The sequence below is a fragment of the Pseudomonas sp. LB3P58 genome (genome assembly GCF_054897895.1).
The window spans coordinates 1,069,918-1,087,677 of the sequence record NZ_JBUBVE010000001.1; the positions used below are offsets into that span (position 1 = coordinate 1,069,918).

15 protein-coding genes and 1 pseudogene are annotated in these 17,760 nt (G+C 58.4%); all 16 read left to right on the forward strand.

Features of this window, described 5'->3' with window-relative positions:
* Positions 1 to 49: 49 nt before the first annotated feature.
* The 16 genes and pseudogenes from ACYZTZ_RS04965 (at position 50) to ACYZTZ_RS05040 (ending at position 17,758) form a co-directional block, all read left to right on the forward strand.
* Positions 50 to 2,983, forward strand: coding sequence for a TIGR00180 family glycosyltransferase (locus ACYZTZ_RS04965; protein WP_461997411.1), 2,934 nt, complete (start codon positions 50 to 52; stop codon positions 2,981 to 2,983).
* A gap of 30 nt (positions 2,984 to 3,013) precedes the next feature.
* Entirely contained in the window at positions 3,014 to 4,015 is a 1,002-nt protein-coding gene (pseB, locus tag ACYZTZ_RS04970) for a UDP-N-acetylglucosamine 4,6-dehydratase (inverting) (protein WP_461997412.1), read from the forward strand.
* A complete protein-coding gene (pseC, locus tag ACYZTZ_RS04975) occupies positions 4,012 to 5,175 on the forward strand; it encodes a UDP-4-amino-4,6-dideoxy-N-acetyl-beta-L-altrosamine transaminase (RefSeq protein ID WP_461997413.1) in 1,164 nt (387 codons plus the stop codon). The genes pseB and pseC overlap by 4 nt, the downstream gene beginning before the upstream one ends.
* A 4-nt stretch (positions 5,176 to 5,179) precedes the next feature.
* Positions 5,180 to 5,875 (forward strand): pseudaminic acid cytidylyltransferase, encoded by a 696-nt coding sequence (gene pseF, locus ACYZTZ_RS04980; protein WP_462000640.1) that lies wholly within the window; start codon positions 5,180 to 5,182, stop codon positions 5,873 to 5,875.
* Positions 5,872 to 6,960, forward strand: a pseudogene (pseG, locus tag ACYZTZ_RS04985) (UDP-2,4-diacetamido-2,4,6-trideoxy-beta-L-altropyranose hydrolase); the annotation flags it as partial. The gene pseF and the pseudogene pseG, both read left to right, overlap by 4 nt.
* 70 nt (positions 6,961 to 7,030) lie before the next feature.
* Positions 7,031 to 8,083: a pseudaminic acid synthase gene (gene pseI / locus ACYZTZ_RS04990; RefSeq protein WP_461997414.1), complete on the forward strand. Its 1,053-nt coding sequence runs from the start codon at positions 7,031 to 7,033 to the stop codon at positions 8,081 to 8,083.
* 229 nt (positions 8,084 to 8,312) lie between these two features.
* Positions 8,313 to 9,239, forward strand: a complete 927-nt coding sequence (locus ACYZTZ_RS04995) for a ketoacyl-ACP synthase III (RefSeq protein ID WP_461997415.1) — start codon at positions 8,313 to 8,315, stop codon at positions 9,237 to 9,239.
* 97 nt (positions 9,240 to 9,336) lie between these two features.
* Positions 9,337 to 10,629, forward strand: coding sequence for a motility associated factor glycosyltransferase family protein (locus tag ACYZTZ_RS05000; protein ID WP_461997416.1), 1,293 nt, complete (start codon positions 9,337 to 9,339; stop codon positions 10,627 to 10,629).
* On the forward strand, positions 10,626 to 10,895 hold the full coding sequence (locus tag ACYZTZ_RS05005) for a hypothetical protein (protein ID WP_461997417.1): 270 nt from the start codon (positions 10,626 to 10,628) through the stop codon (positions 10,893 to 10,895). The genes ACYZTZ_RS05000 and ACYZTZ_RS05005 overlap by 4 nt, the downstream gene beginning before the upstream one ends.
* Before the next feature lie 272 nt (positions 10,896 to 11,167).
* Positions 11,168 to 12,022 carry a flagellin domain-containing protein gene (locus ACYZTZ_RS05010; protein WP_461997418.1) on the forward strand — a complete coding sequence of 285 codons (855 nt, stop codon included), beginning with the start codon at positions 11,168 to 11,170 and terminating at the stop codon, positions 12,020 to 12,022.
* A 73-nt stretch (positions 12,023 to 12,095) separates the two neighbouring features.
* A complete protein-coding gene (locus ACYZTZ_RS05015; protein ID WP_461997419.1) occupies positions 12,096 to 12,461 on the forward strand; it encodes a flagellar protein FlaG in 366 nt (121 codons plus the stop codon).
* Between the two features lie 83 nt (positions 12,462 to 12,544).
* The gene (gene fliD / locus ACYZTZ_RS05020; protein ID WP_461997420.1) at positions 12,545 to 13,942 is read left to right on the forward strand and encodes a flagellar filament capping protein FliD; all 1,398 of its coding nucleotides are present in this window, start codon (positions 12,545 to 12,547) and stop codon (positions 13,940 to 13,942) included.
* Positions 13,943 to 14,072: 130 nt separating this feature from the next.
* The gene (gene fliS / locus ACYZTZ_RS05025) at positions 14,073 to 14,468 is read left to right on the forward strand and encodes a flagellar export chaperone FliS (protein WP_461997421.1); all 396 of its coding nucleotides are present in this window, start codon (positions 14,073 to 14,075) and stop codon (positions 14,466 to 14,468) included.
* A gap of 10 nt (positions 14,469 to 14,478) precedes the next feature.
* Complete coding sequence (locus tag ACYZTZ_RS05030) at positions 14,479 to 14,775, forward strand: hypothetical protein (RefSeq protein ID WP_056742091.1); 297 nt, start codon at positions 14,479 to 14,481, stop codon at positions 14,773 to 14,775.
* Positions 14,776 to 14,948: 173 nt separating this feature from the next.
* Positions 14,949 to 16,424, forward strand: a complete 1,476-nt coding sequence (locus ACYZTZ_RS05035) for a sigma-54 dependent transcriptional regulator (RefSeq protein WP_461997422.1) — start codon at positions 14,949 to 14,951, stop codon at positions 16,422 to 16,424.
* Between the two features lie 128 nt (positions 16,425 to 16,552).
* Positions 16,553 to 17,758: a sensor histidine kinase gene (locus tag ACYZTZ_RS05040; RefSeq protein ID WP_462000641.1), complete on the forward strand. Its 1,206-nt coding sequence runs from the start codon at positions 16,553 to 16,555 to the stop codon at positions 17,756 to 17,758.
* The last annotated feature ends 2 nt before the right edge of the window (positions 17,759 to 17,760 follow it).

The following is a 17,760-nucleotide window of genomic DNA, read 5'->3' on the forward strand; positions in this document are numbered from 1 at the left end:
CGTCATGTCATTGAGTTCATCGGGCGCTTCGCCGGCTGCGGGGAAAGGTATGCAAGGTCATTTCGGTTCTGAACAAGTTGCACCACTGGGCGAGCGTTTCACGCTGCTGCTGGCCACCCACAACCGGCCAGCGTTTTTGCGCCGTACGCTGCAGTACTACAGCAATTATCCGTGCACGATCATTGTGCTGGACTCCTCCAGTGCGCCGGACACAGGGGTCGCCGAGGCCTATCCGCACGTTCAGTACCAGCACTTGCCGCAATTTTCGTACCTGGGTTTCCAGGCCAAGCTCAAGCACGGCATTGGCCTGGTCACCACACCGTACATGGCCTTTGCCGCCGACGACGATTTCCTGCTGCACGGTGCGTTGACCGAGTCGGTGGAGTTTCTGGAGGCGAACCCGGACTACGGCATGTGTCATGGCTACTGCATGATGTACCTGACCGACGCGACCCGAGTGACCTACTACCGTCGCGACAAGAAAGTTCAGGAAGACTACGCCAGCGAGCGCGCCGAAGACCGGGTGCTCGATTACATGGGCCAGTTCATTCCGCCGTTCTTCGCCGTCACGCGCACGGCGCTGCTGCGTCAGTGGTACGACCTGATGCCTGAAGAGCTGAGCTTCGAATGGCAGGAAATCGGCCATGTGTATTACTTGCTGGCGTCGGCCAAGGCCCGGATTCTGCCGATCCCTTACGTGGTGCGCGAAGCCAACTATGGCGCTTCGGAACACAACACCGAGGTGGTGTTTGTGCTCAGTTTCACCGATGCCAAATCCGTGGCCGAGCGGGAGAAGTTTGCCGATTTTCTGTCCAGCGTGCCGACCGCGATTGCCGGTCGCGATCAGGCGCAGACCCGCGCATTCGCGCTGGACAGTTTTGCAGCCATGTCGCAGTGCTTGTTGCAGCGACGCTCACTGACCTCCGAGCCGATTTTCCATTCGACCTGGAATGACCCGTTCAAGGGCCCGGTCCGCGAATTCGGCCCGACTCAGTTCGTCGAAATGCCGTTCTACAACCAGCCCTTTTTCGATCGCCTGACCGAGTTCGAATTCCTCTTGCACGCCATGCCCGCGGGCAAGCTGCAGCTCGAACGCCTCGAAGCGGTGCTGCTGGAGCAAGAACAACTGCTGCGCACCCATGGCAACGACACCGAGCGAACAATCAAGGCTCGCCTGTGGAAGGCGCTGTCGTGCAATGCGTTCAACCGCAAGGTCGTCAAGCGCCTGGCGCTGGCCCTGAGCAACGATGGCGAGGGCGATGAGGCCGACGTGCTCTCGGCCTGGGCTGGACGTCTGGATGCGGTATCGACCCAGGACAGCCGAGTGTTGCTGGACAAAATGCCTACCGGGCAATTGCTGAACTGGCTGGAGGCGCGAGGACCTGATAAAGAGCAGGCCGCGTCTATTGCCCGTCATCTGAGCGCGAAGGGGGGGAGTCCGCGGTTCTGCATTTTGTTGCTGGACCTGAATAACGATGCCGACAAATTACAGACGACTTTCGACAGTCTGTTGGACAGCCATTTCCGCGCGTTCCAGATCGTGGTGTTCACCACAGGCGAAATTACCTCGGCCACCCGCGTTGAAAATACCCTGCATTTCGTCAAGGTCAGTGCCGACAACTACATCGAAAAGATCAATCAGGTGGTGCCGAACACCCGTTGCGACTGGCTGTTACTGGCTGAGGCGGGCGATGAGTTCACCTCCAGCGGTCTGATTCAGGCCAGTGTCGAATTGCTGGCCGCGCCTGAGTGTCGGGCCGTCTGCGCCGATGAAGTCCATCGTCGGGCGAGCGGAACCCTGACACCGGTTTTCCGCCCGGACTTCAACCTGGACCTGCTGCAAAGCGTACCTTCGTTGATGGCGCGACACTGGTTGATTCGGCGCGACGTGTGGGTCGAAGCCGGTGGCTACAGCCGCGAATTCAGTCAGGCTGCGGAGTTCGATCTGCTGTTGCGCCTGATCGAGAGCGGTGGCCTGGCAGGCCTCGCCCACCTCTCTGAACCCTTGCTGATCTGTCAGGCACCTGCGCTGGCAGCCAACGAGCATGAGCGTCAGACCCTGGTTCGCCATCTTGCTACCCGCGGCTATCAGGCTCAGGTCAGCAGCGAGTCATCTGGCGTGTACCGCGTGGATTACCGTCACAGTGACCGCCCTCGCGTGTCGATCATCATTGTCGCCCAAGACAATGAGGCTGATTTGCAGCGGTGCGTCGTCAGCGTGTTGCAACGTACGCGTTACCAGAATCATGAGTTGCTGATCGCCGACAACCACAGTCAGTCCCCTGAGTTGCTCGCGTGGCTCGACAATCTGGAACAAAACGGTCGCGGCCGGATTCGGGTCATCCGGGCCGAGCAACGATTGAGCGTGTCTGCCTTGCACAATCTCGCCAGTCGCCAAGCGCAGGGAGCGTTCCTGGTGCTGCTGGCTGCCGACGCGCAGGTGGTCAATGCCAACTGGATCGAATCGCTGCTCAATCAGGCACAGCGTCCGGAAGTCGGCGTGGTGGGTGGCAAACTGGTGGACGATGAAGGCAAGGTGACGGGCGCCGGGATGATCCTGGGTTTGAATGGCGACGTGGGCTCTGCGTTCATGGGTGAAAAGAAAGAGGCCACCGGTTATATGCAGCGCCTTGTGGTCGAGCAGAATTACTCGGCAGTTTCCGGGGTCTGCCTGATGGTTCGCAAAGACCTCTATGAAGCCGTGGACGGTCTGGATGAAGAGCATTTCGACGAGACACTGGGCGATATCGATCTGTGCCTGAAAGTCGCCGATGCCGGGTTCCTGACGGTCTGGACACCGCAAGTGCAGATTCTCCATCCGGGTACCCTGGCGCAGGCGCCACAGGTCAGTGCGGCGCTGCGCGACAAGTGGCAGTCACGCTTCGCGCAAGACCCGGCCTATAACATCAACCTGGCCTTGACCGGCAAGGGCTTTACCCTCGGCGACGCCTGCAGTGTGAACTGGGCGCAGTTGCTCGCATAAGCCTGGCTGACAGGTAAAAGGACTCAAGGCATGTTCAACGGTAAATCGATTTTCATCTCTGGCGGCACCGGCTCGTTCGGGCGCAAATTCATTCGTCGGTTGCTGGAGCAATATCAGCCGAAGCGGGTGGTGGTGTTCTCGCGCGATGAACTCAAGCAGTACGAGATGCAACAGACGTTCAACGCACCGTGCATGCGCTACTTTCTGGGTGACGTGCGCGATGCCGAGCGTTTGCGTCAGGCCATGCGCGGCATTGATTACGTGGTACACGCCGCGGCGCTGAAACACGTGCCGGCGGCGGAATACAACCCCACCGAATGCATTCGCACCAACGTCAACGGCGCGGAAAACATCATCGCGGCGGCCATCGATAATGGCGTGAAGAAAGTCGTAGCGCTCTCCACCGACAAAGCCGCCAGCCCGATCAACCTGTACGGTGCGACCAAGCTGCTGTCGGACAAATTGTTCGTGGCCGCCAACAATATTGCCGGCGAACAGCAAACCCGTTTTTCCGTGGTTCGCTACGGTAATGTGGCCGGCTCGCGCGGTTCGGTAGTGCCGTTTTTCAGAAAGCTGATTGCCGAGGGCGCGACAGAGTTGCCGATCACCGATGAACGCATGACGCGCTTCTGGATCACCCTCGATCACGGCGTGCAGTTCGTACTCGACAGCTTCGCCCGCATGCACGGCGGCGAAGTTTTTGTGCCCAAGATCCCGTCGATTCGCATCGTCGATCTGGCGCTGGGCATGGCCGAGCATTTGCCGCACAAGAACGTCGGGATTCGTCCGGGCGAAAAACTCCATGAGCTGATGGTGCCGCTGGACGACGCACGCATGACCCTGGAGTTCGCCGATCACTACACGATTCAACCGTCGATCCGTTTCACCAGCGTCGACGTGGATTTCGCCGTGGACAAACTGGGCGAGCAGGGCAAGCCGGTGAGCGAAGATTTCGAATACCGCTCCGACACTAATCCGCACTTCTTGTCGATCGGCCAGATCGCTGACCTGCACGCGGAGCTGTCGGTATGATTCCTTATGGTCGGCAAAGCCTCGATCAGACAGACATCGATGCGGTAGTTGCCGTGTTGCAGTCCGACTGGCTGACACAAGGGCCGACCATTGAACGCTTCGAACAGGCCATGGCCGAGCGTTGTCAGGCCGATTTCGCGGTGGCGGTGTGCAACGCCACCGCCGCGCTGCACATTGCTTGCCTGGCAGCCGGACTTGGGCCGGGTGACCGCTTGTGGACCACGCCGAACACCTTTCTGGCCTCGGCCAACTGCGGTCGCTATTGCGGCGCCGACGTGGACTTCGTCGACATCGATCCGCTGACCTGGAACCTTGATGCCTACGCGCTGGCGGCGAAGCTGGAAGCCGCCGAGCGCAACGGTACACTGCCCAAAGTGCTGGTGGCCGTGGCGTTTTCCGGTCAGAGCTGCGATCTGCGCATGATCGCCGAACTGGCCGAACGCTACGGTTTCACGGTGATTGAGGATGCCTCTCACGCGGTTGGCGCGTCCTATGCCGGGCGTCCGGTGGGTTGCGGTGAATTCGCGGCGATGACCGTGTTCAGTTTCCACCCGGTGAAAATCATCACCAGCGCCGAGGGCGGCATGGTCCTGACCAATCGCCCGGAGCTGGCCGAGCGTTTACAGCGCCTGCGTAGCCACGGCATGACCCGCGATCCGGCGCAGATGACCGAACCCAGCCACGGTCCCTGGTACTACCAGCAAGTGGAATTGGGCTTTAACTACCGGATCACCGATTTGCAGGCAGCCCTCGGTCTGTCACAGCTGAACAAGCTTGATGGCTTCATCGAGCGTCGGCGTGAACTGGCGGCCCGTTATGACCGATTGCTGGCGTACTTGCCGCTGACTTTGCCCAGCCCTCAACCAGAGGCGGAATCGGCGTGGCATCTGTACGTGGTGCGGTTGCAGACGGATCGGATCAACCTCAGCCATCGACAAATATTCGAAGGCTTGCGAGCGGCCGGTGTCGGTGTAAACCTGCACTATATTCCGCTGCATTTGCAGCCCTACTATCATGAGCTGGGTTTTGCCGAGGGTGATTTTCCTCAGGCCGAACGCTATTACGCCGAGGCGATCAGCCTGCCGCTGTTTCCTCTGCTGAGCGATGAACAACAGGACTATATCGTCGAGCAACTGCGGCGGCTGGTCCTTGAGGAGTAGTGTCCTGAGCAGTGTTGCGATCATTCCTGCCCGTGGTGGCAGCAAGCGAATTCCGCGCAAGAACCTCAAGCCGTTCGATGGCGTGCCGATGATCGTCCGCTCGATCCGCACGGCGCTGGATTCGAACCTGTTCGACGAGGTAATCGTCAGTACCGACGATGAAGAAATCGCTGACGTCGCGCGGGCCAACGGCGCTCAGGTACCGTTCATGCGTCCTGCTTCATTGGCGGATGATTTCACCGGGACCTCAGCGGTCGTCGTTCATGCCTTGAATGAATTGCAAGCGTTCGACTTTGCCTGCTGCATCTACGCCACCGCCCCCTTGTTGCAGGCGCGTTATTTGCGTCACGGCTATGAGCTGCTGGAGCAGCATCCGGACAAGTCTTTCGCGTTTTCTGTCTGCAGTTTCGGCTTTGCGGTGCAGCGTGCCTTGGTCCTCGATGCGCAGGGCGCATTGACCTCGCTCTACCCGGAATTTCGCAACACCCGCTCCCAGGATTTGGCCGAAGCCTTTCAGGACGCCGGCCAGTTCTACTGGGGCCGCAGCGAAGCCTGGTTGCGCGGCGATGTCATGTTCTCCCCGGCGAGCCTGCCGGTGATTCTGCCACGGCATCTGGTGCAGGACATCGATACCCCGCAAGACTGGAAACGTGCCGAATACCTCTACGCCGCGTTGAGGGCCGGGGGGGAGCTGCAATGAGAGTGTTGATCCGCGCCGACGCGTCGCCGACCATTGGCAGCGGCCATATCGCCCGGTGCCTGACCCTGGCCAGAGTGCTGCGCAAGCAGGGCGCGCACGTTGCTTTCGCGTGTCGCCTGCTGCCGGGGCATCGGCTGGACAGTCTCGCCGCCGAGGGCTTCGAGACCTTCGCGCTGCCGGATCGCTATCCCGATGAAGACCCGCAACAGGCGATCGAATCCATGCTGCCATGGCAGGCGGACATTGCTGCGTTAGGGCAAGCATTGGAAAGCCATCCAGCCTTCGACTGGATTGTCGTCGATCACTACGGCCTCGATCATCACTGGCAAACCGCAGCCCGCCGCTGGGCGCCGCGGATTGCCGCGGTGGACGACCTCACCACTCGCATGTACAGCGTTGACTTGCTGCTCAATCAGAATCTTTCGGGTACGCCGCAGGCCTATGCTTCGCGGGTGGCGCCCAATTGCCAGACGTTGCTGGGGCCACGTTTCGCGATGTTGCGCGATGAGTTTTGTTGCCCGGCGATCCCGATCAAACCTCAGGCCAAACGGGTGCTGGTGAACTTTGGCGGCTTCGATGCGGCGATGCAGACCCACCACGCGATGCTGGCGCTGGCGGATTTGCATGATCTGGAAGTCGATTTCGTCGCCGGTGCCGACAACCCGGCCTGGACGCAGATGCAGGCACTTGCAGCCAGTCGTCCGAACTGGCGATTACACCGTTTTGTCAGCGACTTTTATCGTTTGATGACCGAGGCTGACCTGTTTGTCGGTGCCGGCGGCGGCACCAGTTGGGAGCGGGCGGCCATGGGGTTGCCGACGATCTGCATTGCGGTCTCGAACAATCAGCAAGCCAACGGTGAAATCATGGCGACCTCGGGATCCCATGTGTATCTGGGCACCCGCGAGCACGTCAGTGTCGAGCAGTTGCGTCAGGCCATCGCTTTTCTCGCGGGCAATCAGGGGTTACGCCAGAGTCTGGCCGAACACTCGCGGCAGCTGGTCGATGGGCGTGGTGCGCAGCGGGTTGCGGCAGCGCTCGCCGATGCGGTACTGCAGGTTCGCAAGGCGTCCCTGGACGATGCCTGACTGCTGTTCGGGGCCGGTTTCACTCAGAGTAATTGCGCGTTCACGCGCGTTCTAAAGGATCACCGCAATGACTAGCTTCAAGATTGGCCATCGCACCATCGGTGCCGATGCGCCACCGTTCATCATTGCCGAGATGAGTGGCAACCATAATCAGTCCCTTGACGTGGCGCTGCAGATCGTCGAAGCCGCAGCCAGGGCCGGGGCGCATGCCTTGAAGCTGCAAACCTACACCGCCGAGACCATGACCCTGGACCTGTCCGAAGGTGAGTTCTTCATCAAGGACCCGAACAGCCTCTGGGCCGGTTCTTCGCTGTACGCGTTGTACGAGAAGGCTCATACACCCTGGGAATGGCACGCGCCAATATTTGCCCGCGCAAAGGAGCTGGGCATGCTCGCCTTCTCGACTCCCTTTGATGACACTGCGGTGGACTTCCTCGAAAGCCTCGACGTACCGGCCTACAAGATCGCCAGTTTCGAAAACACCGACCTGCCACTGATTCGGCGGGTCGCCGCCACCGGCAAGCCGTTGATCATTTCGACCGGCATGGCCAGCATCGCTGAACTCGACGAAACCGTGCGTGCCGCTCGTGAGGCCGGCTGCCGGGATCTGGTGTTGCTCAAGTGCACCAGCACTTACCCAGCGACACCCGCCAACAGCAACGTGCGGACGATTCCTCACCTGCGCGAATTGTTTGGCTGTGAAGTTGGCCTGTCCGATCACTCCATGGGCGTCGGAGTGTCTGTCGCCGCGGTGGCACTGGGGGCGACGGTGGTGGAAAAACATTTCACCCTTGATCGTGCGGCGGGTGGTGTGGATGCCAGTTTCTCTCTGGAGCCTGCGGAGCTGGCCAGTCTGGTGATCGAAACCGAACGCGCCTGGCAGGCCATGGGCCATGTGCATTACGGCGTGACGGAAGCCGAGCGCAAGTCCGTGGTGTATCGCCGTTCGCTGTATGTGACTCAGGACATGGCGGCCGGCGAGCCCTTCACCACCGCCAATCTGCGGGCCATTCGTCCTGGTCTGGGGTTAGCCCCCAAACACACTGAAAGCCTTCTGGGACGCCGCGCCCGCCAGGCCATCAAGCGCGGAACGCCGCTGGATTGGTCGTTGGTCGAATAACGCCTTATCGGCCAGATTCGGCAAAATAGCGTGACCTGCGAGTCATAACGCGCATCTTCACTGTATTGTATTAATTGGGGAGGTGGCGCCTGGTGTCTGTTTGGCCCAGTGATAGCCTTTTATTCTTCCCGTCTGTCGCTCCCTCGGGGCGACATTTTTCTCTGTTTGTCGGCGCCCCTCGATTCCTTGCGAGCGGTGGTATTGGGCTGTTTATTATTGGGAAGCCGTAATGATTGGCATAAAAAGCATTGCGAGCTACGTTCCTGTAGCCGGCGTGGACAATTACGCACAGGGTGCAAAATTCGAAAAGGATGAAGAATTCATCCTGGGCAAAATCGGTTCGGCCTTCCTGCCGCGCAAAGACGCCGGGCAAGAAACTTCGGACCTGTGTGTGGAAGCAGTCAACGCGCTGTTCGCCAACAATCCCGATTTGAAACGTGAATCCATCGACGTGCTGATCGTCGTTACTCAGAACGGCGACGAAGAAGGCCTGCCGCACACGGCGGCCATCGTTCAGGACAAACTCGGGCTGCCGACCACCGTCGCCGCGTTCGATATTTCCCTGGGCTGCTCCGGCTATGTCTACGGCATCTATGCGATCAAGGGGTTCATGGAAGCCGCCGGCCTAAAGAATGGCTTGTTGGTGACTGCCGATCCGTACTCGAAAATCGTCGATCCGGAAGACCGCAACACCACCATGCTCTTCGGTGATGCGGCTACCGCCACCTGGATGGGCGAAGACGCGCCATGGCAGCTGGGCAAGGCCAAGTTCGGCACCGACGGTTCCGGCGCACCGCACCTGAAGGTGACCGATGGCGTGTTCTTCATGAACGGCCGTCAGGTGTTCAATTTTGCGCTGCTTAAAGTCCCGGCGCATTTGCATGAGCTGCTGGGCGACTCGGGCCTGACGGCCGACGATATCGACGCATTCTGCATTCACCAGGGCAGTGCCGCGATTGTCGACGCGGTGGCACGACGCTTTGAAGGTGAACCGGAGAAGTTCATCAAGGACATGGTCGAGACCGGCAACACGGTGTCATCGAGCATTCCGTTGCTGTTGGAAAAACATGTTCTGGACTCTGGCTGGAAGCGCGTCGCGTTGAGCGGTTTCGGCGTTGGATTGTCCTGGGGATCGGCGATCATCTATCGCCCTTGATTCCAGGCTCTTTAATCAAAGAAAGCCAGGCACAAAAAAAGCGTTCAAGGTGTAACCTTGAGCGCTATTTTTTTGCCTGAACGAAAAGTGAGGCTCCATGAGCGAGTTCTTTGAGCGCAACGTCGAAGTCATACAGCATCGCTGGCCAATGCTGTCTGCGCGCTTGCTGGTTGAGAACACAAGCCTGTTGCAGGCTGAGCTGGTGGAAGGCCTGGGCTCGACGCTGAGTATCAATGGCATTCAGCTGACCAGTCGCCATGACCGCACCCGTGAGGCCAGGCTTCAGGCCGACAGCCTGCCCGCCGACAGTCCGGTGGTGCATGTCTACGGCACCGGGCTTGGCGATCTGCAAATGGAGCTGCTGGCGCGCGCCGGGCTTGAGCGTTTGTACGTGCACATCCTCAACGGCGCGGTGTTTGCGCTGGTGCTGCAATTGCTTGATCAACAGCCGTGGCTTGGCGATCCGAGAGTTGAGTTGCTGTATGCCGGCGATCTGGCGGAAATCCAGTTACCGTTTTTCGCCTTGCCGTCGGAGTTGGTGCTGGCCGATGATTTCAACGCAAAAATTCGCGATCGCCTGATCAGCGAAATACACCTGAGCTTTAACAATCGTGACTTCAAGGCCGACGACCCGCAGATCGTCGAACGCTTGCAAGTCAGTCTCCCGTTGCTACGCACGGATAGCGATGTCGCCGAGCTGTTTGATACACGGGTGGGCGAGGAAATCTACGTCATCGCGACCGGGCCGAGCCTGGAGCAACATTTCCAGCGCCTGCGGGAAATCCGCGGGCAAACCGATCGCCCGTTGTTCATCTGCGTCGACACGGCCTATCGGCCTTTGCTGGAGCGGGGCATCAAGCCCGATGTGGTGGTCACCATCGATGTGAAAATCAGCGCCTACCATTTACCTGCCCAGGACTCGGCCGGCACCCGGCTGGTGTACTTGCCGATGACCGATACTTCAGTGCTGGAAGCCTGGCAGGGCAAGCGTTATGTGGGTTACTCCGCCAGTCCGATCTATAACCAGATACGCCAGCAGATCCTGCGAGCCGAGTTGTTTGTCGGTGGCAGCGTGATTCATCCGGCCATCGATCTGGCGGTCAAGATGGGCGGCTCGCGCATTACCCTGTTCGGTGCCGACTTCGCCTTTCCGATGAACAAAACCCACGCTGGCTGGAGCGATGGCCAACTGGGGCCGCAGCTGGGTGTTGCCAAGAATTGGGTACTGGACGGCAATGGGCAGCGAATAAAGACACAGCTCAACTTCCGGAGTTACCTGTGTGAGGTGGAGCGTTACATCGGCGGGCATCCTCAGGTGCGTTTCTTCAATAGCAGTCGGGCGGGCGCAATGATCGCCGGTACGACGTTCAATCCAGAGTTCGTGCAATGAGTCAGGTCGTCGAGTTCAGTACAAACGCCGGTCAGTGCGCTTCATTGTTTCGGCTGGGGCGCGATGTCGAGGCCGCTGTGGCGATGGTCGATCTGTTTGCCCAATGCATGTCGACCTTCGATGGGGCGACGGCCTCAGTGCAACAACAGTGGGCGCAGGCGCTCATGAGCATGCTCGGCTGTCAGGAGCGTCAGGATTGGTTGAGCCTGGCCGACTTTCTGGAATATGAAGTGGTCGAGCTGTTGAGAATGGTTGAAGGGCGCTAAACCCGAACTGTCGATTCTGCTTTTCCCCCGCTCTCTACACCGCGACTGTGAGCCAGTTCACAGTCTGCGGTGCTTTTCTGGCGTCACTTTTCCATTCCTTGCGCCCGCTAACCCTTTGTTTACTGAGGGGTGGCAGTGTGATGGCAAATATTTTCAAAAATCCCCTCAAGCAACACCCAAACCCGACGATAACTATTACGAAGGTTCTCTAGGCCACACCCGGCGGTTGCCAGGGCCGGAAGCCGCAGTACCCAACCAACGAGGATTTCGTCATGGCTTTAACCGTAAACACCAACACTACTTCGCTGGCCGTTCAGAAGAACCTGAACCGCTCTTCCGATGCACTCAGCACTTCGATGACTCGCCTGTCTTCCGGCCTGCGTATCAACAGCGCTAAAGACGACGCTGCTGGCCTGCAAATCGCTACCAAACTGCAAACCATGATCACCGGTTCTGCCGTAGCGATCAAAAACGCCAACGACGGTGTTTCGATCACCCAGACCGCTGAAGGCGCACTGGCTGAATCGACCAACATCCTGCAGCGTATGCGTGAACTGGCTCTGCAAGCCACGAACGACTCGAACAGCACCTCTGAACGTGCTGCGCTGAACAAGGAATTCTCTGCGAAGTCCGACGAACTGACTCGTATCGCTACTTCCACCACTTTCGGCACCAACAAGCACCTGCTGGACGGCACTGCCGGTACCATGCAGTTCCAGGTTGGCGCAATGACCGGTGCAGACCAGCAGATCAGCGTTGTAATGAGCAGCAGCTTCGCCGCCAGTGCTCTGGGTGTGGGTACCGGTCAAATCGCTATTTCGGGCACCACCGACGCAATGACTCACACCTCTGCTCTGGCTGCCATCGACAAGATCGATACCGCCCTGCAGACAATCAACAACACTCGTGCTGACCTGGGTGCTGTACAAAACCGTTTCCAGAGCACCACCAACAACCTGCAGAACATGTCTGAGAACTCCGTTGCCGCTCAAGGTCGTATCCAGGATACCGACTTCGCAGCAGAAACCGCTCAGCTGACCAAGCAGCAAACTCTGCAACAAGCTTCCACCGCAGTTCTGGCCCAGGCCAACCAACTGCCATCCGCTGTACTGAAACTGCTTCAGTAATAGCTGGGTGAGTTTTGGCGGGGGAGTGCGCTTGTCGTGCTCTCTCGCTTTTTTACTTTAAGAGGTGATGGACATGGATATGAGCGTGAAGCTGAACTTGTCTTATCCGGCTGCGAAGCCAGCGACGACTGTTGCTGATACTCCAGCGCAGAAGCCTCGAGCCGATGCTGCTATCGTGGCACCGGTCAAGGATGAAAAGAAGGACGCGGTAACCGAACGGGACCAATTGAAAATGGCCGTCCAGGAAATTGAAAAATTTGTTCAGTCGGTCAAGCGCAATCTGGAATTCTCGATTGACGAGCCTTCCGGAAAAGTAGTGGTCAAAGTGATTGCCAGTGACTCCGGTGAAGTGGTTCGTCAGATCCCCAACGAAGAAGTCCTTAGGCTGGCCAACAGTTTGAATGATGCGAGCAGTCTGTTGTTCAGCACTAAAGCCTGACAACTGGCATGAAACTTGTTGCTACGTTCTTTTGGGCTTTGTAGTGGTCAAAAGACCGGCGACAAACTGAAAGGGAGAAGCACATGGCAAGTCCAATTCTACCGGGTCTGGGTCTGGGCTCCGGTATTGATACGGCAGCGATCGTCAAGGCGCTGGTGGCTGCAGATAAAGAGCCAAAGCAGAACCAGATCACCAAACAGGTGACCGCCAACACGGCTTCGATTTCCGCAGTGGGTCAGTTGAAGTCTGCGCTGCAGGCCTATCAGACCGCAATGAATAACCTCAACAGCAAAACTACCCCGGCGTTTCTGGGTTTTGCTGCGACCTCGTCCGAAACCAAGTTTGTCACGGCTGTTTCGGACAACAGTGCCGTCACCGGCAACTATGCTATTGACGTCACCAAGCTGGCCACCAGTTCCAAAGTCGCCACGGCTACCTTCGCCGGTGGCGCTAGCAGTGCTATTGCGGTGGGTACGTTGACCATCAATCAGAATGGCACTGACTACACCGTTGACGTACCTGCGAACTCCACGCTGCAGACCGTCCGGGATGCCATCAACAGCAAGCTGCAAGCCAATGGTATCAGTGCCAACATCGTCAACGATGGCAGTGGTTCGCGCATGGTTATCGGCTCGACCACCACCGGTAAGGGCTCGGACATTGTCGTCAGCGGGATTGCCTCGCTGGCTGCCGATGGCACCCAGCCGATGACTGCCGGCAGCGGCGGATATGTTTCCGCGCTGGCGGATGATGCGGCCTTCACGGTCGATGGCATGAGCATGACCAGCAAGTCCAACACCGTTGGCCAGGCTGTCAGTGGTTTGAGTTTCTCGCTGGTGGGTGTCGGCAAGTCCACAGTGTCAGTGGCAACCAATACGGATGGCCTCAAGGCCTCGTTGCAGACGTTTGTCGATTCTTACAACAATCTGGTCAAAACCGTTAACTCGCTGACCAAGACCACCAAGGATGCCGATGGCAACCTGACCGTGACGGCGCCGTTGACCGGCGATGCCACGGCGCGTGCTTTGCTGTCGGTGGTGCGCAACGAACTGGTGACGGTGCCGGCGGGCTCCAGCAGCAAATTGTCGGTACTTTCGCAGTTGGGCATCAACACCGTGCAGGCCGACGGAACCCTGGAGTTCAGCGCCACCAAGTTCTCCACTGCCATGAATGACAAGAAACTGGGCGGAGAAATCCAGTCACTGTTTACCGGGGACACCGGTCTGCTGGCGCGCATGAACGCCGCGATTGATCCTTATGTCACCACGGACGGTTTGCTGGACAAGCGCACGAAAAGCCTCAACAGCGTGACGAGTAACCTGTCCAACCAGCAAATTGCCCTGGACTCGCGCATCGCCTCGCTGACTGAGTCATTGAGCAAAAAGTACAACGCGATGGATACCCTGGTCGGCAAGCTCAAGGCGACTGCGGACAACATCAAGTCGATGTTTGAAGCCATGAACGCGCAAAAAAACGCTTAATAAACGTCGAAGCGACAAAAGCCCGGCAGCTTTTTCAAGCGTGCCGGGCTTTTTTGCTTTGGCCTAAAGTTTTTTGACGCGACGTCGATACACTGGTTATACAAACTTTTGAGTTGTGACGAGGTACAGCATGAACCCGATGTTAGCCCTTCGGCAGTATCAGAAGATCGGTGCCCAGGCTCAGACTTCCGAAGCCAGCCCTCATCGTCTGGTGCAGATGTTGATGGAAGGTGGCCTGGATCGTATCGCTCAGGCCAAAGGCGCGATGGAGCGCAAGGAAATCGCCAACAAAGGTCTGGCCATCGGCAAGGCTATTGGGATTGTTGGTGGTCTGCGCGAAGGTCTGGATCGTGAGAACTCTGCCGATTCGATCGGCAGCCTGGACAATTTGTATGTCTACATGATCAAGCGCCTGACAGACGCCAATATCCGGAATGACTCAACGATTCTGGATGAGGTCGCCGATTTGCTTCGCACGGTCAAAGAAGGCTGGGATGCTATCGCCGAGCCGGGTCCGCAGTTTTAAGGAGATCACCATGAGTCTTGTATTGCAGCGAATCGAACAAACCCGTGAAGGCCTGGTCGGTGCTTTGGCCGAGCGTAACTGGGAAGCCATTGGTGAATTGGACCTGGCTTGCCGTTCCTGCATGGAAGACGTCTTGAGTGAAGCTTCGGTGGACGAGGCCGCGTTGCGCGATAATCTTGAGGAGTTGTTGGGGGTGTATAAACAGCTTCTTGAGGCGGCGACAGGGGAGCGGCAAGCGATAGTTGACGAGATGTCGCAGATCCACCAAGCACAGAACGCGGCAAAGGTTTACCATCTGTTTGGTTAATTAATCCTCGGTTAATCCAAACATAGTGCGCCATAAATTTGACTGTGCACGGTTTTTTGACTTAACTAGTGGCTGGTTCCAGATTTCAGGCGTCTACAGGCATAACGTGTCTGCAAGCGTCTAGCTTGCCCCATCATTTTGGGCATTGAGTTGACTAGGGAAGTTGCTATTGCATGTGGCGTGAAACCAAAATTCTGCTGATTGATGACGATAGCGTCCGCCGCCGCGACTTGGCGGTGATTTTAAATTTTCTTGGCGAAGAAAATTTACCCTGCGGTAGCCATGACTGGCAGCAGGCTGTCGGCTCATTGTCATCAAGTCGAGAAGTAATCTGTGTCCTCATCGGGACGGTCAATGCTCCTGGTGCACTCGTGGGCTTGTTAAAGACACTCTCAACCTGGGATGAGTTCCTTCCGGTTTTGTTAATGGGCGATAATTCTTCCGTTGACTTGCCTGAAGACCAGCGTCGCCGAGTGCTTTCGACCCTCGAAATGCCACCCAGCTACAGCAAACTGCTCGACTCCCTGCACCGTGCCCAGGTCTATCGCGAGATGTATGACCAGGCGCGCGAGCGCGGCCGACACCGTGAACCCAATCTTTTCCGCAGTCTTGTCGGCACCAGCCGGGCGATTCAACACGTCCGTCAGATGATGCAGCAAGTCGCCGACACCGACGCCAGTGTGCTGATCCTCGGTGAGTCCGGGACCGGCAAGGAAGTGGTCGCGCGCAACCTGCACTATCACTCCAAGCGTCGTGACGCGCCGTTCGTACCGGTCAACTGCGGGGCGATCCCGGCCGAGTTGCTGGAAAGCGAACTGTTTGGCCACGAGAAGGGCGCCTTCACCGGGGCAATCACCAGCCGCGCCGGGCGTTTCGAACTGGCCAATGGCGGCACGCTGTTCCTCGATGAAATCGGCGACATGCCGTTGCCGATGCAGGTCAAGTTGCTGCGCGTATTGCAGGAACGCACCTTCGAGCGCGTGGGCAGCAACAAGACCCAAAGCGTCGATGTGCGGATCATCGCGGCAACCCACAAGAATCTCGAAAGCATGATCGAGATCGGTACCTTCCGCGAAGACTTGTACTACCGCCTGAACGTGTTCCCGATCGAGATGGCGCCACTGCGCGAACGTGTCGAAGACATTCCGTTGCTGATGAACGAGTTGATCTCGCGCATGGAGCACGAGAAGCGTGGGTCGATCCGTTTCAACTCCGCGGCGATCATGTCGCTGTGCCGCCACGGCTGGCCGGGCAACGTCCGCGAGCTCGCCAACCTGGTGGAACGCATGGCGATCATGCATCCGTACGGGGTGATCGGCGTGGTCGAGTTGCCGAAGAAGTTCCGCTACGTCGATGACGAAGATGAGCAACTGGTCGACAGCTTGCGCAGCGATCTTGAAGAGCGCGTGGCCATCAACGGTCATACTCCGGACTTCTCTGCCGGCGCCATGCTGCCGCCGGAAGGTCTGGACCTGAAGGACTACCTCGGTGGTCTGGAACAAGGGCTGATTCAGCAGGCGCTGGATGATGCCAATGGCATCGTTGCGCGCGCCGCCGAACGCCTGCGCATTCGTCGCACCACGCTGGTGGAAAAGATGCGCAAGTACGGGATGAGCCGTCGTGACGGTGATGAACAGGCGGATGATTGACGCCTGTTTTTCAAGTCCTTCATTTGTAGGCGGTTTTTTTTAGGCACGGGTATTGCTACATCCCTCGCAACGTTCCGTTTAACTGACGGTCAGCCAAGCGAGAGAGCACGATGCCCCAAGCCGCCCAGATGTCTCCTGTCCCTGACGCTTCGGGACAACCGTCGTCCGTAGAGCAGGCGAGCCGGCTTGGCCTTGAGCAGGCGTTTGCACTGTTCAACCAGATGTCGAGCCAATTGACCGATTCCTACAGCATGCTCGAAGCCCGGGTCACCGAGCTCAAGGGTGAGTTGGCGGTGGTCAGCGCTCAGCGCATGCAGGAACTGGCGGAAAAAGAACGCCTGGCCAACCGGCTGCAAAACCTCCTCGATCTGTTGCCCGGCGGTGTCATCGTCATCGACGCCCAAGGCATCGTGCGCGAAGCCAACCCCGCTGCCTGCGAACTGCTCGGTCTGCCCCTCGAAGGCGAGCTGTGGCGTCATGTCATTGCCCGCTGCTTTGCGCCCCGTGAAGACGACGGTCACGAAATCTCGCTCAAGGACGGTCGGCGTTTGTCGATCTCCACTCGCTCGCTGGATGCCGAGCCCGGTCAGTTGGTGTTGCTCAACGACCTGACTGAAACCCGTCATCTACAAGATCAGCTGGCTCGCCACGAACGTCTCTCGTCCCTCGGTCGAATGGTCGCTTCGCTGGCCCATCAAATTCGTACACCGTTATCCGCCGCCTTGCTCTACGCCAGTCATTTGACTGAACAAGCGTTGCCGGTCGAGACCCAGCAGCGTTTTGCCGGGCGCCTGAAAGAGCGTCTGCATGAGTTGGAGCATCAGGTTCGCGACATGCTGGTGTTTGCGCGCGGCGAGCTGCCGCTGACCGATCGCGTCACGCCCAAAGTGCTGATGCAGTCGCTGCAGGCGGCAGCACTGACCCATGTGCAGGACCTGCCGATTCGCTGGCAGTGCGACAGTCACGCAGGTGAATTGCTGTGCAATCGTGACACGCTGGTCGGGGCGATCCTGAACCTGATCGAGAACGCCATCCAGGCCAGCGCCGGTGACGTCCGCTTGAAGGTCCACCTCTATACCCGTGACGACAATTTGCGCGTCTCTGTCAGTGACAGCGGCAGTGGCATCGACACGAAAGTGCTGGCACGACTCGGCGAGCCGTTTTTTACCACTAAAACCACTGGGACCGGCCTCGGCCTGACCGTGGTCAAGGCTGTGGCCCGTGCCCATCAGGGAGAATTGCAGCTGCGCTCGCGGCTGGGTCGCGGCACTTGCGCGCAGGTCATCCTGCCGCTTTTTTCCGGTGAAAAGCCCCACGCTCAAGGAGCGGAGTGAAG

Bases quoted from the DNA above. Each gene is read 5' to 3' on its own strand.
- ACYZTZ_RS04965 (WP_461997411.1), top strand. From the start codon at position 50: ATGCAAGGTCATTTCGGTTCTGAACAAGTTGCACCACTGGGCGAGCGT.
- pseB (WP_461997412.1), top strand. From the start codon at position 3,014: ATGTTCAACGGTAAATCGATTTTCATCTCTGGCGGCACCGGCTCGTTC.
- pseC (WP_461997413.1), top strand. From the start codon at position 4,012: ATGATTCCTTATGGTCGGCAAAGCCTCGATCAGACAGACATCGATGCG.
- pseI (WP_461997414.1), top strand. From the start codon at position 7,031: ATGACTAGCTTCAAGATTGGCCATCGCACCATCGGTGCCGATGCGCCA.
- ACYZTZ_RS04995 (WP_461997415.1), top strand. From the start codon at position 8,313: ATGATTGGCATAAAAAGCATTGCGAGCTACGTTCCTGTAGCCGGCGTG.
- ACYZTZ_RS05000 (WP_461997416.1), top strand. From the start codon at position 9,337: ATGAGCGAGTTCTTTGAGCGCAACGTCGAAGTCATACAGCATCGCTGG.
- ACYZTZ_RS05005 (WP_461997417.1), top strand. From the start codon at position 10,626: ATGAGTCAGGTCGTCGAGTTCAGTACAAACGCCGGTCAGTGCGCTTCA.
- ACYZTZ_RS05010 (WP_461997418.1), top strand. From the start codon at position 11,168: ATGGCTTTAACCGTAAACACCAACACTACTTCGCTGGCCGTTCAGAAG.
- ACYZTZ_RS05015 (WP_461997419.1), top strand. From the start codon at position 12,096: ATGGATATGAGCGTGAAGCTGAACTTGTCTTATCCGGCTGCGAAGCCA.
- fliD (WP_461997420.1), top strand. From the start codon at position 12,545: ATGGCAAGTCCAATTCTACCGGGTCTGGGTCTGGGCTCCGGTATTGAT.
- fliS (WP_461997421.1), top strand. From the start codon at position 14,073: ATGAACCCGATGTTAGCCCTTCGGCAGTATCAGAAGATCGGTGCCCAG.
- ACYZTZ_RS05030 (WP_056742091.1), top strand. From the start codon at position 14,479: ATGAGTCTTGTATTGCAGCGAATCGAACAAACCCGTGAAGGCCTGGTC.
- ACYZTZ_RS05035 (WP_461997422.1), top strand. From the start codon at position 14,949: ATGTGGCGTGAAACCAAAATTCTGCTGATTGATGACGATAGCGTCCGC.
- ACYZTZ_RS05040 (WP_462000641.1), top strand. From the start codon at position 16,553: ATGTCTCCTGTCCCTGACGCTTCGGGACAACCGTCGTCCGTAGAGCAG.